This is a genomic window from Streptomyces sp. NPDC086023, from assembly GCF_044540325.1.
Classification (GTDB): domain Bacteria; phylum Actinomycetota; class Actinomycetes; order Streptomycetales; family Streptomycetaceae; genus Streptomyces.
The window spans coordinates 46158-58951 of sequence record NZ_JBITRX010000007.1; the positions used below are offsets into that span (position 1 = coordinate 46158).

Annotated in this window: 13 protein-coding genes; 4 read left to right on the forward strand and 9 right to left on the reverse strand. The window is 73.6% G+C overall.

Going from position 1 to position 12794, the window contains the following annotated elements:
- Positions 1-18: 18 nt before the first annotated feature.
- Positions 19-966: an SAM-dependent methyltransferase gene (locus ACIF6F_RS15825; RefSeq protein ID WP_399947250.1), complete on the reverse strand. Its 948-nt coding sequence runs from the start codon at positions 964-966 to the stop codon at positions 19-21.
- Positions 967-1121: 155 nt separating this feature from the next.
- On the opposite strand from ACIF6F_RS15825, the gene ACIF6F_RS15830 reads away from it, so the two are divergent.
- Together ACIF6F_RS15830 and ACIF6F_RS15835 are read left to right on the forward strand one after the other, a co-directional pair.
- Complete coding sequence (locus ACIF6F_RS15830) at positions 1122-2327, forward strand: sensor histidine kinase (RefSeq protein WP_399946674.1); 1206 nt, start codon at positions 1122-1124, stop codon at positions 2325-2327.
- Positions 2328-2330: 3 nt separating this feature from the next.
- Positions 2331-3008, forward strand: a complete 678-nt coding sequence (locus ACIF6F_RS15835; protein ID WP_399946677.1) for a response regulator — start codon at positions 2331-2333, stop codon at positions 3006-3008.
- 220 nt (positions 3009-3228) lie between these two features.
- Here ACIF6F_RS15835 and ACIF6F_RS15840 read toward each other — a convergent pair whose 3' ends face one another.
- The 3 genes from ACIF6F_RS15840 to ACIF6F_RS15850 form a co-directional block, all read right to left on the reverse strand.
- Complete coding sequence (locus tag ACIF6F_RS15840) at positions 3229-3867, reverse strand: hypothetical protein (protein ID WP_399946679.1); 639 nt, start codon at positions 3865-3867, stop codon at positions 3229-3231.
- Between the two features lie 171 nt (positions 3868-4038).
- Positions 4039-5475 carry a PH domain-containing protein gene (locus ACIF6F_RS15845; protein ID WP_399946682.1) on the reverse strand — a complete coding sequence of 479 codons (1437 nt, stop codon included), beginning with the start codon at positions 5473-5475 and terminating at the stop codon, positions 4039-4041.
- Complete coding sequence (locus ACIF6F_RS15850; RefSeq protein WP_399946685.1) at positions 5472-5984, reverse strand: PH domain-containing protein; 513 nt, start codon at positions 5982-5984, stop codon at positions 5472-5474. The genes ACIF6F_RS15845 and ACIF6F_RS15850 overlap by 4 nt, the downstream gene beginning before the upstream one ends.
- A gap of 55 nt (positions 5985-6039) precedes the next feature.
- On the opposite strand from ACIF6F_RS15850, the gene ACIF6F_RS15855 reads away from it, so the two are divergent.
- Positions 6040-7182, forward strand: a complete 1143-nt coding sequence (locus ACIF6F_RS15855; protein ID WP_399946688.1) for an NADH-quinone oxidoreductase subunit D — start codon at positions 6040-6042, stop codon at positions 7180-7182.
- Between the two features lie 95 nt (positions 7183-7277).
- Here ACIF6F_RS15855 and ACIF6F_RS15860 read toward each other — a convergent pair whose 3' ends face one another.
- Positions 7278-8147 (reverse strand): NAD(P)-dependent oxidoreductase, encoded by an 870-nt coding sequence (locus ACIF6F_RS15860; RefSeq protein ID WP_399946690.1) that lies wholly within the window; start codon positions 8145-8147, stop codon positions 7278-7280.
- A 124-nt stretch (positions 8148-8271) separates the two neighbouring features.
- On the opposite strand from ACIF6F_RS15860, the gene ACIF6F_RS15865 reads away from it, so the two are divergent.
- Positions 8272-8853: a TetR/AcrR family transcriptional regulator gene (locus ACIF6F_RS15865; RefSeq protein WP_399946693.1), complete on the forward strand. Its 582-nt coding sequence runs from the start codon at positions 8272-8274 to the stop codon at positions 8851-8853.
- 227 nt (positions 8854-9080) lie between these two features.
- Here ACIF6F_RS15865 and ACIF6F_RS15870 read toward each other — a convergent pair whose 3' ends face one another.
- From ACIF6F_RS15870 to ACIF6F_RS15885, 4 genes are all read right to left on the reverse strand, one after another.
- A complete protein-coding gene (locus ACIF6F_RS15870; RefSeq protein WP_399946696.1) occupies positions 9081-10130 on the reverse strand; it encodes a hypothetical protein in 1050 nt (349 codons plus the stop codon).
- A gap of 153 nt (positions 10131-10283) precedes the next feature.
- Entirely contained in the window at positions 10284-11267 is a 984-nt protein-coding gene (locus ACIF6F_RS15875; protein WP_399946699.1) for an ABC transporter substrate-binding protein, read from the reverse strand.
- An 87-nt stretch (positions 11268-11354) separates the two neighbouring features.
- Positions 11355-12020, reverse strand: coding sequence for an ABC transporter permease (locus ACIF6F_RS15880; protein WP_399946702.1), 666 nt, complete (start codon positions 12018-12020; stop codon positions 11355-11357).
- 3 nt (positions 12021-12023) lie between these two features.
- A complete protein-coding gene (locus ACIF6F_RS15885) occupies positions 12024-12701 on the reverse strand; it encodes an ABC transporter permease (RefSeq protein ID WP_399946705.1) in 678 nt (225 codons plus the stop codon).
- Positions 12702-12794: the final 93 nt, after the last annotated feature.

Below are 12794 nucleotides of genomic sequence, written 5' to 3' on the forward strand. Positions count from 1 at the left end.
GTGGCGCCGGCCCCTCCGTCATTCGCCCGGTACGTCCCCGCCCCCGCCCAGCACGTGTCCGATGCCCCGGGCCTCCAGCAGCCACCCGAAGTCCCCCAGGCCCCCGCGCGCCGTCAGCTCCGCCGCCTCGCCTGCCGCCGCGAGCGCCCGTACGTACCCCGCCGGATCGGTGCCGGCCAGCGACAGCGGCGGCCGCGCCCCCGACACCCCCAGCTCCGCCAGCGCCTCACGCTGGGTCAGCAGCAGCGCCCCGGGCCCGGCGCAGGCGTCCAGCGCCACGTGGGCGGTGATGTCGCAGCCGCCGTCCGGCACCGGGCGCACCTCGCGGCCCTCCCGGAAGCCGGTGAGCGTGCCGTACGGCGGGCGGGCCTCCCGCGTGTGGGCGTAGTCCACGGCCACCGCCAGGCCCCGCTCCAGCGTGCCGGCCGCCGCCGCCCAGGCCTCGTCCCGGGACCGGCCCACCTCGGCGCGCTCCCCCTCCGGCCACCACCGCTCCAGCCACTCCAGGTCCGCGCCCGCCACCGGGTCGCCCGGGGCCTCGGTGCCGTCCGGGGCGACCAGCACGTACCGGCCGCCCTCCACCACGTCGAGCGGGACGTTGTCGAGCCACTCGTTGGCGAAGAGGAGTCCGGTGGTGCCGGCCGGCGGCTCGGCCAGCCAGGTCACGCGCGGGTCCAGCCCCGCAGGCCGCGGAGCGCGCTCTACGGCGTACGGGCGCACGCGCGCCGCCAGCTGCGGCTCCAGCGCGGCCAGCACCCCGGCCGGCAGCTCGCCCCGCCCGGCGGCCATGTCGACGAAGTCCAGCCTCTCCGGGTGACCGAGGGCCGCGTCCACCCGGCGGAGCAGGGCGGCGACGGCCCGCGCGTACAGGGGGGAGGCGTGCACCGAGGTGCGGAAGTGGCCCGCGGGGCCCGGGCCGCCGGGGCGCACGTAGAAGCCGCCGGGGCCGTACAGCGCCTCGTCCATCGCCCGCCGCCAGCTCCGCACGGGTCCTCCTCCTCGTTCGGTGATCACCCCACAAAGGCTAGGTGTGCTCTCCACCTTCGGGAGTACGCGTCCGCGGGGTGGATCGCTCCTCCGGTTGACTCCGGCACCCATCCCCCTTCCCTACTCTGGGTTACGTGCAGCGCTTCTACGACTTCCTCCGCAGACACCCGACGGGCGTCGACAGCTTCTGGGCTGTGGTGCTCTTCGGGATCTCCACGCTGGAGGTCGCCTCGCTGAGCGGGAGCACGGCCCACCGCCTGCTGGCGATGGTCCCGGTGGCCGCCCTGAGCACCGTCGTGGCGCTGCGCCGCAAGCACACCGCGGCGATGCTGTGGCTGACCATCGGCGCGGGCGCCTTCCAGCTGGCCGTGGGCGTCGAGCCGCTGCTGGCGAACCTCGCCATGCTGGTCATCCTCTACACCGTCGCCGCGGCCGCCGACCTGCCGCGCTGGCTGTCGCGCACGGCCCTCGGCTTCGGGGTGCTCGCCTCGCCGCTCGCGGCCGTCCGCTGGGGCTTCAACAGGTCCGATCCGGCGAACGACATCTTCCTGACGGTCATGATGATGGTGCCGTTCGCGCTGGCCTGGGTACTCGGCGACTCGGTGCGCACCCGGCGCGCGTACTTCGCGCAGCTGGAGGAGCGGAACCGGCGGCTGGAGAAGGAGCGCGAGGCCCAGGCGAAGGTGGCGGTGGCCGCCGAGCGGGCCCGGATCGCGCGGGAGCTGCACGACGTCGTGGCGCACAACGTCTCGGTGATGGTGGTGCAGGCCGACGGGGCGGCGTATGTCATGGACGTGGCGCCCGAGCAGGCCAAGGAGGCCCTCCAGACCATCTCGGGCACCGGCCGCCAGGCGCTGGCCGAGATGCGCCGGCTGCTGGGCGTGCTGCGCACCGGCGAGCCGCAGGAGTCCGAGGACTACGTGCCGCAGCCGGACGTCGAGCAGATCGAGGTGCTGATCGAGCAGGTCCGGCAGGCCGGGCTGACGGTGGACTTCCAGGTGGAGGGCACCCCGCGGCCGCTGCCGAGCGGCGTGGAGCTGACGGCGTACCGGATCGTGCAGGAGGCGCTCACCAACACGCGCAAGCACGGCGGGCCGGAGGCGGAGGCGAGTGTCCGGCTGGTCTACTTCGACGACGGCCTCGGCCTGCTGGTGGAGGACGACGGGCGGGGCGCGGCGCACGAGCTGTACGAGGACGGCGGCGCCGACGGCGCCGGGCACGGCCTGATCGGCATGCGGGAGCGTGTCGGCATGGTGGGCGGGACGCTCGACGCGGGTCCGCGGCCGGGCGGAGGCTTCCGGATCAGCGCGCTGCTGCCGCTGAAGGGGAAAGGAAACTAGGAGATGTCCATCCGCGTGATGCTGGTCGACGACCAGGTCCTGCTGCGTACGGGCTTCCGGATGGTGCTCGCCGCCCAGCCGGACATGGAGGTCGTGGCCGAGGCGGGCGACGGCCTGGAGGCGCTGGAGGTGCTGCGGTCGACGAAGGTCGACGTGGTGCTGATGGACGTCCGTATGCCGCGGCTCGACGGCGTCGAGGCCACCCGGCGGATCTGCGAGCCGGAGACCCACCCGAAGGTCATCATCCTGACCACCTTCGACCTGGACGAGTACGCGTTCTCCGGGCTGAAGGCGGGGGCCAGCGGCTTCATGCTGAAGGACGTCCCGCCGGGCGAACTCCTGGCTGCGATCCGCTCCGTGCACAGCGGCGACGCGGTCGTGGCGCCGTCCACGACCCGCCGGCTGCTGGACCGGTTCGCGCCGATGCTGCCGACGACCACCGCCGAGCCGCAGCACAAGGAGCTGGAGCGGCTGACCGAGCGCGAGCGCGAGGTCATGCTGCTGGTGGCGCAGGGGCTGTCGAACGGCGAGATCGCGGCGCGGCTGGTGCTGTCGGAGGCCACGGTCAAGACGCACGTGGGGCGCATCCTGACGAAGCTGGGCCTGCGCGACCGGGTGCAGGTCGTGGTGCTCGCGTACGAGACGGGGCTGGTACGGGCGGGCAGCGGGCCCGCCAAGTAGGGGCCGCGGAGCAGGGCGGGCGCCCTCCGGACCCAGCCGTCCGGAGGGCGCGGCCGCGTCTAGTGCTGTGGCCGGAAAGGTTTGCCGGGTCGCGGCGTCCGGTGCGGTGCATCGCAAGGCGGAGGGCCACGGCTCGTACTGGACGTACCTGCGTGGTCCGACAACGCAGCGAGGTGCCGTGCCGGGCGTCGCGACACGGTGAACCTTTGCGGTCACAGCACTAGAAGCGCTGGACGAACTCGCAGCCGCTCCCCGGCTGCATCGGGACCGGCGGCACGATGGTGTCGAGGCCGGCGTTGTCGGCGATGACGACGTCGAAGAAGCCCGCGCCGCAGTCGACCCTGTCGTAGCCGAGGTTGCGGGAGACGATCGTGTCGTTGCCCGCCCTCCCGCTGAAGGTGGTGGGCGTGCCGCCCGCGGTCGAGCCGTCGGGGTCGGTGAGCCGGTCGGTGCCGGTGCCGCCGAGCAGGACGTCCTGGCCCGACCCGCCGTCGAGATCACTGGCGATGGCGGTCTGGTTGTCGGCGCGGTCGTCCTCGTCGCCGAGGGTGGCACGGATCCGGGTCACGGTCGCGGAGCCGCCGCAGCGGGCGCTGTTGGCGTTGATCCGTACGCACCCGGGCCCCGGCGTGAGGGGGCTCGCGGCGTCCGTGACGACCAGTTGGCCAGCCAGGACGCTGAAGGTGACGTCGTTGGCCTCGCCCGGCAGGGCCGAGTACAGGATCTCGCTGCCGCTGCGGCTGACCAGCGACGGGCTCGCGCTGGCCGGGCCCGCCACGGCGAGGGTCAGGGTGAGAGCGGCGGCGGCCGGGGCGGCTACGCGGAGGGCGGTGGTCAGGCGGGAAGAGCGCAGGTTCATGGGTACGGTCCCTTGGTTGCCGGTCGCGGATCGGGTCGAGGATCCGCAGGACTGGCGCTACCCGGAGTGACCGTTCTGCTCATCTGATCAACACAGGGTTACCACGACTGCCGCACAGCACCCCTCGTCCGGCCCGCCGCCGACCGGACCAGCCGCACCCTCCCGGCCCCTTCAGGTCATCCAGCGCTCCGGACCCGCCGTCAGGCGGCCGGTACGGGAGCGGGCGGCCTGCGCGGCCAGCACCCCGGCGGCCTCGGCGGACCCCCGGAGCCGGGCCGTGACCGTGCCGTTCGCGCCGTGGTCCACGTGGACGTCCGCCACGTCCCGGGCCCGCTCCCAGGGGCCCTGGGTCAGCCGTACGCTCTGCACCTTCGCGTGCGGCACCAGCTCCGTACGACGGCACAGCCGCCCGTGCCGCACCGCGAACACCTCGGGCGAGACCGCCAGCCCGTACCCCTTCCACCACACCGGCACCACCCAGCGCGCCCGGCGCCCGGGCGGGGCGGTGAAGGCCAGCGCACCCAGGTCCACGCCGGGCAGCACCCGCGCCACCACGGCCTCGGCGGCCTCCCGCGGGGCGACCGGCACCAGCAGGCCGTTCTTCGACCCCGCCACCGCCAGCTCGACCCGCACCCACCCGCGCCGCCGCCACAGCAGCGGCTCGACCAGCCGCACCATCTGCACCCGCCCCGGGGGCACCGTCTCGTGCGCCCGGTCCAGCAGCCCGTGGTCCAGGCGCAGCCCGTCCGGCGACTCGGCCACCGTCCAGTCGTACTCGGCCAGGAAGCGCCCGGCACTGGCCGCCCACGCACCGCCCAGGATCGGCAGCAGCACCACCAGTGCGGTCCAGACGCTGCCGGTGAACCGCAACACCACGAAGGGCGCGACCAGGCCGGCCACCACCGACGCCACGACCGACAGGCTCAGTACCAGCGAGAGCGCGAGCTGCCGCGGCTGCACGCGCAGCAGCTCGCGTACGGGCGCCTCGCCGACCTGCGCCGCCTCCGCGGGTGCGAAACCGGCGGCCCGGGCCAGCAGTTCGGCGCGCAGGCTGCGGGCCTCGCGCTCGCCCAGGAAGGCCAGCTCGTCCTTGTCCTCCGTGCCGACCACGTCGAGCTTCAGCTTCGCCACGCCCGCGATCCGGCCGAGCAGCGGCTGGGTGACGTCCACCGCCTGGAGCCGGTCGAGCCGGATGTGCGCGGTGCGGCGGAACAGCAGCCCGGTCCTGATCCGCAGCTCCGTGTCGGTCACCGCGAAGTGCGTGAACCACCAGCTCAGGAACCCGTACAGGGCCGCTGCCGGCACGGCGGCGGCCACGATCAGCGCCCCCTTTCCGGACGAGAGGCCGACGCCCCACTCCTGGATCCGCTCCGGGTTCTGCATGGCGACGCCCGCCACCAGCGCCACCGGCGCCCAGGCCCGCCGGAAGGGGGTGACAGGGTGCAGCCGGCGCTCCTCGACCCCGGCCGTCCGCTCGTCCGCCGTACCCGTCCGGGCCTCTGCCCCGGGCCCCGTACCTATCCGGGCCTCTGCCCCGGACCTCGCGCCCGTCCGGGCCTCTGCCCCGGGCCCCGCGCCCGTCCGCGTCTCCTCCTCGGGCCCCGTCACAGCCCCGCCGACCTGGCCTCGCCCAGCTCCGTGAGCCGGTCCCGCAGCCGCTCGGCCTCCGCCGGGTCCAGGCCCGGGATCCGCGCGTCGGTGGCCGCGGCGGCCGTGTGCAGCTGGACCGAGGCCAGCCCGAAGCGCCGCTCCAGCGGGCCCGAGGTGACCTCCACCAGCTGCATCCGCCCGTACGGGACCACCGTCTCCTCCCGCCACAGCACGCCCCGGCTGATCAGCAGGTCGTCGGCCCGCTCCGCGTACCGCCAGGACTTCCAGTTCCGCCCCAGCACCACCCAGCCCCACACCAGCAGCCCCAGCGGCAGCAGCGCGAACAGCGCCCACCCGGCCCCGGCCAGCACCCCCGCCAGCACCCCGACGGCCACCGTCAGCACGCCCAGCCACACCACGAGCAGCAGCCTCCGCAGCGTGAGCAGCCCCCCGGGCAGCCCCACCCATTCCGGCCCCGCGTCCCCCGGACGGCCCGCAGGCCCCGCCCCCGTCGTCCCCGTGTCCATCCACCCAGCGTAGGGCTGCGGCAACCCGTACCGCGGGTACTGAGACACTGTCCCCATGACGGAGACCACGGTCGGCATCGGCGGCGCGGCGGAGAGCACCGACATGGTGCTCAACATCGGGCCTCAGCACCCTTCCACGCACGGCGTGCTGCGCCTCCGGCTCGTCCTGGACGGCGAGCGGATCAGCAGCGCGGAACCCGTGGTCGGCTACATGCACCGCGGCGCCGAGAAGCTCTTCGAGGCGCGCGACTACCGCCAGATCGTCATGCTGGCCAACCGCCACGACTGGCTGTCGGCCTTCTCCAACGAGCTCGGCGTGGTCATGGCCGTCGAGCGGATGCTCGGCATGGAGGTCCCCGAGCGGGCCGTCTGGATGCGCACGCTGCTCGCCGAGCTGAACCGGGTGCTCAACCACCTGATGTTCCTCGGCTCGTACCCGCTGGAGCTGGGCGGCATCACCCCGATCTTCCACGCGTTCCGCGAGCGCGAGGAGCTCCAGGCGGTCATGGAGGAGATCTCCGGCGGCCGCATGCACTACATGTTCAACCGGGTCGGCGGCCTCAAGGAGGACCTGCCGCTCGGCTGGCTGGGCCGCGCCCGCGCCGCCATCGCCGACGTCCAGAGCCGGATGGACGTGTACGACGACCTGGTCCGCGGCAACGAGATCTTCCGCGGCCGGACCCGCGGGGTCGGCGTCCTGCGGGCCGAGACGGTCCACGCGTACGGCGTGAGCGGACCGATCGCCCGTGCCTCTGGCGTCGACTTCGACCTGCGCCGCGACGAGCCGTACCTGGCCTACGGCGAGCTCCAGGACACGCTCAAGGTGGTCACCAGGACCGAGGGCGACTGCCTGGCCCGCTTCGAGGTGCTCCTCGACCAGACGCACAACGCGCTCGACCTCGCCGTGGCCTGCCTCGACCGGATGGAGCAGCTGCCGCCGGGCCCGGTCAACCAGCGGCTGCCGAAGGTCCTCAAGGCCCCCGAGGGCCACACGTACGCGTGGACCGAGAACCCGCTGGGCCTCAACGGCTACTACCTCGTCTCGAAGGGCGAGAAGACGCCGTACCGCCTGAAGCTGCGCTCCGCCTCCTACAACAACATCCAGGCGCTGGTGGAGCTGCTGCCCGGCACCCTGGTCGCGGACATGGTCGCGATCCTCGGTTCGCTCTTCTTCGTCGTGGGCGACATCGACAAGTAGGCGCCACCGGCCGGACCCCGGCGCCCGGCCGGTGGCGCCGGGACCGTGCCGCCGGCGGCATCCGGCCCCGCGGGCGGTCAGGCTGCCGCGGGCGGTCAGGCTGCCGCGGGCGCCCGCAGCAGCCGCACCAGGCTGGTGCTGCTGTCGGCGCCGTGCCCGGCGGCGACCCCGCGCCGGAAGAGTTCGGCGTGCGCCGCCAGGACCGAGGTGTCGTTCCCCGAGTCCTCCAGCGTGTGCAGGATGTGCTCCACGCTGGCCAGGCACATCGTGAGCCGGTCGACCTCACCGCCGTGGTCGCCCGCGTCGACGCGGGGCGCGTAGAAGTCCATGAACCCGCGCATGCTGTCGGCGGTGTACGTGGCGTACGGCAGGAAGTCGGCGGCCGTCAGGCCGTTGGCCTCCGCCAGCGCCACCGCCTGGAGCCAGCCGGTCATGGAGCTCCAGAACACCACCATGTTGAGCTGGTAGTAGAGCGCCGCCAGCCCCGGCTCCTCACCCCGGAAGTCGGGGGTGGTCAGCACCTCCAGATCGGCGCGCAGGGCCTCGTACAGCTCGCGCGGACCGCTGTAGAAGGCGGAGGACTCGGGCTTGCCCATGCCCGAGGGCGGGATGTTCATGGCGCCGACCAGGTACGAGGCGCCCCGCCCGGCCGCCCACCGCGCGGCCGCCCGCACCTTCTCCGGGCTGTCGGACGACAGGTTGACCAGCACCCGCCCCGAGAGGTCGGCGTCGCCGAGCGTCGGGTACATCGCGTCGGTGTCGATCAGGCTCAGCAACACCGGTCCCCCGGCGGACAGCGCCTCCGCCACCGTGCCGGCCACGATGGCGCCGCGCGCGGCCAGGGGCTCGGCCCTGGCGGCGGTGCGGTTCCAGACGGTCACCTCGTAGCCGGCGGCCAGGTAGGCCTCGGCCATGGCCTGCCCCATCGGGCCCAGACCGATCACGCTCACAGCTCGCTTGCCCATGACTCTCCCCTTGAGACACTCGTGAAGCACCACTAGAACGAACGCTCTATCCAGAACGTGGGGCCGACCGTAGCACAGGCTCTAGAGCGAACGCTCTATTTAGGGCGTGGGGTACGCTGCGCCCATGACACTGGGGACAAGGGACCGCCTGGTCAGGACCGCGTCACGGCTGATGCAGCACCAGGGGTACGAGAACGCGCCGATCAAGCAGATCGTGCGCGAGGCGGAGGCCACCCTCGGCTCGCTCTACCACTTCTTCCCCGGCGGCAAGCAGGAACTGGCCGTGGCCGCCGTCCAGTTCGGCAACGAGGAGTTCGCGGCACTGCTCCGCGAGGGCCTGGAGTCGGAGACGGACCCGGCCGAGGCGGTACGGGCCGTCGCCGCGCTGCTCGCGAAGGCCCTGCACGGCTCCCAGTGGGCGGACGGCTGCCCCGTGACGGCCACCGCGCTGGAGACCCTCGACCGGCTCCCCGACATCCAGGAGGCCTGCGCCCGCGCCTTCCGCGACTGGCAGGCCATCGTGGCGGAGCGGCTGGTCGCGGGCGGGATCGCCGAGGCCGACGCCCGGCAGCTGGCCGTGACCGTCATCAACACCCTCGAAGGTGCCGAGGTGACCGCCCAGGTCACCCGGGACGAGGCGCCGCTGCACACGGCGGGCGAGCACCTGGCCCGGCTGATCGGGACCTACGCGGGCCGAGCGGGCTGAGCGGACCGGCAGACTGAGCGGGCTGAGCCGGCGGTTCCTGCGCTCCGGAGCGGCGGACGATCAGGACGTCCAGGCCGTCCAGGCCGTCCAGGCCGTCCAGCAGGGCGGCGAGGCCGAACTCCAGCGCCTGGCCCTGCACTTCGGGCGGGGTGGTGGCGAGGGCATCGAGGAAGACGGGGTGGCGGTCGGCCCCGGCCGCGCCCTCCTCGCCCGTGGCCCCTCGGGGCCTACGAGATCGCCGTGCGCAGGGCGCCGACGTCGATGGCCTCGGTCTCGTCGTGTGCGGTCAGGTCGATGACCTGGCCGACGGCGCGGTGGCCGGCCTCGCGCGGCTTGAACTCCGGGTCGGCCGACTCCGCCTTGTGGACCGCGAGGGCCTCGGCGCCGACCACGTCGGCGAGGTCCTCGTTCTGCACGGCCTCGATGGCGGCCTTGGCCTGGGCCGCGGTCTTGGTGCCGAAGAAGTCGAAGCCGCCCTCCACGCGGGAGGCCGTACGGGACCCCGCGTACGGGGCGACCACGGCCTGCCGGCGACGCTCGGGCAGCGCGGGGGCGCCGGGCCGGGCGTGCTCGCCTTCGGGTGCGGCCGGGGCGTCGGAGCCGGCACCGGCGCCGTCTCCCGCGGAGGCCCCGGCGCCGGACCGGTTGCCCGTGCCCTTGCCGCCCCCGTCACCATCGCCGCCGCCGTTGCCGTCGCCGCCGGGGCGCGGGGCGGGCAGGGCCGCCGGGGTCCTGCCGGGGCCCACCGCCCTGGTCTGCTTCCTCGCCGCGGCCTTGCGGGCCAGCGCGGCCATCGCCGCGTGCGCGCGGGCGTAGCCCACCGCGGTCGGGGCACCGGCCGCCGTACGCTCCTCGGAGGGGGCCGGCAGCTCCTTGGCGCCGGCGGGCGCCGAGACCTCGATGGCGAGCAGGCGGCGCCCCTCCAGGGCGCTGGCGCGCTCGGTCTCCGCGGTGGCGTAGCGGCGCAGCAGGGCCGCGTGCTCCCCTCGCAGGCCCGCCAGTTCGACCCGCTTGGCCCGCAGCTTGGCGTCCAGCCGGGCCCGTACCGCGCGGGACTCCTCCAGCTCGGACTCCAGCTCCGCGATGCGGTCCTCGCTGCGCCACTCCTCGCGCACCCGCTCGCGGGTCAGCTCGGCGACGCGACGGCCCGCGGCCCGGTCCCAGTTGCGCATCACGACGGCGCCGGTCACGCCGGCGGCCGCGGTGAGGGCGACCAGGAGGCGGAGGGCCACCGGTTCCGCCAGCAGCCAGGCGACGGCGGCGCTCGTGAGCGACACACCGGCGACTGTCGTGGGGGTCAGCAGCCTGTGCAGGGGCGGCGAATGGCGGTGGCGTCCACGTGGCATGGCCTGAAATTTACAGTGCGTGGGCATGCCGTGGGGTAACCGCCCGGCAATCTGTTCCCAGGCGGTTACCCCTACGCGGAAGGGCTACTTCGCAATCAGCCCCTTCTCCGTCAAGTACGCCTCGGCGACATCGGCCGGTTTGGCCCGCTCCGCGTCGACCTTGCGGTTGAGTTCGACCAGATCCGCCGTGGTCAGGACCTTGGTCAAGTTACCGAGCGCGGCGGCGATCTCGGGACTTCCGGCATCCTTCGCATTCACCACCGGAAGGACGTTGTCGGCGTTCTGCAGCTTCTTGTCGTCCTCCAGCAGGACCAGCCCGAAAGCGTCCAGCGTCGCGTCGGTGGTCGTGGTGAGAACCAGCTGGTCAACGCCGTCCTTGACGGCCTGCTTGGCCTGCGGCGTGCCGACTCCCTTGGGATCGATACCGGAAACATCGATTCCGTATGTGGCCTTCAGACCCACCGCGCAGAAGGGCCGAACCGCGCATTCGTCACCGGCCGCGATCTTCACCTTCAGCTTCGACCTGCCGAGGTCCGAAAGGGTCTTCACGTTGTTCTTCCGGGCGAATTCCCTGCTCACGGCGAAGGCGTTCTGGTCGACCGCGCCGCCAGCCGGAAGGGCCTTCAGCCCCAGCGGGCCCGCGAGCTTCTCCAGAGCGGCCACCGTGGCCGCCACGTCACTCGACGCGACCGGCTTCTCCTCGGGTGCCTTCGGGCCGTTCACCTTGGCATTCAGGAACTCGGCGAGCGTGGCCGCGTATTCCGGCACGACGTCGATGTCGCCCTTCTCCAGGGCCGGCTCGTACAGCTCGCGGTTGCTCACCGTCTTGATCGAGGTGCCGTACCCGGCGTCCTCCAGCACCCGGGCGTAGAGCTCCGCCAGCACGTTGGACTCGGTGAACCCGGCAGCGCCGATGACCAGCGAGCCCTTCTTCCCGCCCGAGCCGGCAGGGGCCGAGGAGCCGCCCTCCCTGCTCTTCTCCAGGCTCTCGCCGCCGCACGCGGCGAGCGAACCGGTCAGGGCCAGCACCCCGAGTGCGGCGCCGAGCAGGCGCGTGGTCTTGGACATGAGAACTCCGATCACAGCAGGGTGACGAACGGCGGACGGCGGACGGTCGGGGGCTCGGAAACGCGGGATACGGGCCACGGGCACGGGTCAGCGGCGGCGGACCGGCCACAGCAGCCGGTCGCCCAGCACCAGCACCCCCTCGACGACCAGGGCCAGCAGGGCCACCAGCAGCGCCCCCGCCACGACCTGCGGGGTGTCGTACGTGGTGAAGCCGGCGGTGATGATCCGCCCGAGACCGCCCTGGCCGACCATGGCCGCGATGGTCGCCGTGGCCACGACCTGCACCGCAGCGGACCGCAGCCCCGTCACCACCAGCGGCCTGGCCAGCGGCAGTTCGACCCGCCGGAACACCTGCCCGCCGGACATGCCCATGCCCCGGGCGGCCTCCACCACACTCCGGTCCACCTCCCGCACGCCCACGTACGCGTTGGTCAGCAGCGGCGGCACCGCGAACAGCACCAGCGCCGTGATCGTCGGGAGGTACCCGGCGTTCCGCAGCGGGGAGACCATGAACAGCGCCAGCACCGCGAACACCGGCACCGCACGCCCCACGTTGGACACCTGCGCGGCCAGCGCCCCGCCCCGGCCCACATGGCCCAGCCACAGCCCCAGGGGCAGCGCCACCGCGCAGGCCACCGCGAGCGCGACCCCGCTGACGTACGCGTGCTCCGCGAGCCGGTGCCACACGCCCGAGTCCCCCGACCAGTGCCCGGAGTCGCTCAGCCACCGCCAGGTCTCGGCGGGTACGGACATCGCTCAGGCCCCCTTCGCCGCACGGGTCCAGGGCGTCACCAGCCGCTGCACGCCGAGCAGCAGCAGATCGGCGGCCAGCGCCAGCAGCACGCACAGCACGGAGGCGGTCAGCACCTGCGCCTTGAACGAACTCTGCACGGCCGGCGCGATGAGATTGCCCAGCCCGCCCTGGCCGACGATCGAGCCCACCGTGGTCAGCGCCACCGTCGAGACGGTCGCGATGCGCACCCCGGCCAGCAACGCGGGCAGGGCCAGAGGCAGTTCCACCTGCCACAGCAGCCGCCCCGGCCCGTACCCCATCCCGCGGGCCGCCTCCCGGACCTCCTCCGGCACGGCCTCAAGACCGGCCAGCACGTTCCGCACCAGGATCGTCAGGGAGTACAGCACCAGCCCGGTCACCACGAGCGCCGCCGACAGTCCGAAGAGCGGCAGCAGCAGCGAGAACATCGCCAGCGAGGGCACCGTGTAGAGCAGGGTGGTCACGGTCAGCACGGGCGCCGCCCACCGCCGCCCGCGCCGCGCGAGGAGCGCGAGCGGCACGGACACGGCCACCCCGATCAGCACCGAGGCGAGCGTGATCCACACGTGCTGCAGCGTGGCGTCGGTCAACTCCTGGCTGCGCGAACGGACGTACTCCCAGCAGATCCAGTCGTTCGCGACCAGGCAGTTCGGCGCTGCCATCCCTTCACCCCCCGTCTCGCTCCCGACCATAACCCCGGTCACCGACAACACCCGGGATCCTTCGCACGCGGGCAACACTCCCTTCACACAGGG

Excerpts from the sequence above, each read along its gene's own strand:
- ACIF6F_RS15840 (WP_399946679.1), bottom strand. The coding sequence starts at position 3,867 with ATGAACCTGCGCTCTTCCCGCCTGACCACCGCCCTCCGCGTAGCCGCC.
- ACIF6F_RS15835 (WP_399946677.1), top strand. The coding sequence starts at position 2,331 with ATGTCCATCCGCGTGATGCTGGTCGACGACCAGGTCCTGCTGCGTACG.
- ACIF6F_RS15865 (WP_399946693.1), top strand. The coding sequence starts at position 8,272 with ATGACACTGGGGACAAGGGACCGCCTGGTCAGGACCGCGTCACGGCTG.
- ACIF6F_RS15885 (WP_399946705.1), bottom strand. The coding sequence starts at position 12,701 with ATGGCAGCGCCGAACTGCCTGGTCGCGAACGACTGGATCTGCTGGGAG.
- ACIF6F_RS15875 (WP_399946699.1), bottom strand. The coding sequence starts at position 11,267 with ATGTCCAAGACCACGCGCCTGCTCGGCGCCGCACTCGGGGTGCTGGCC.
- ACIF6F_RS15850 (WP_399946685.1), bottom strand. The coding sequence starts at position 5,984 with ATGGACACGGGGACGACGGGGGCGGGGCCTGCGGGCCGTCCGGGGGAC.
- ACIF6F_RS15860 (WP_399946690.1), bottom strand. The coding sequence starts at position 8,147 with ATGGGCAAGCGAGCTGTGAGCGTGATCGGTCTGGGCCCGATGGGGCAG.
- ACIF6F_RS15855 (WP_399946688.1), top strand. The coding sequence starts at position 6,040 with ATGACGGAGACCACGGTCGGCATCGGCGGCGCGGCGGAGAGCACCGAC.
- ACIF6F_RS15880 (WP_399946702.1), bottom strand. The coding sequence starts at position 12,020 with ATGTCCGTACCCGCCGAGACCTGGCGGTGGCTGAGCGACTCCGGGCAC.
- ACIF6F_RS15825 (WP_399947250.1), bottom strand. The coding sequence starts at position 966 with ATGGACGAGGCGCTGTACGGCCCCGGCGGCTTCTACGTGCGCCCCGGC.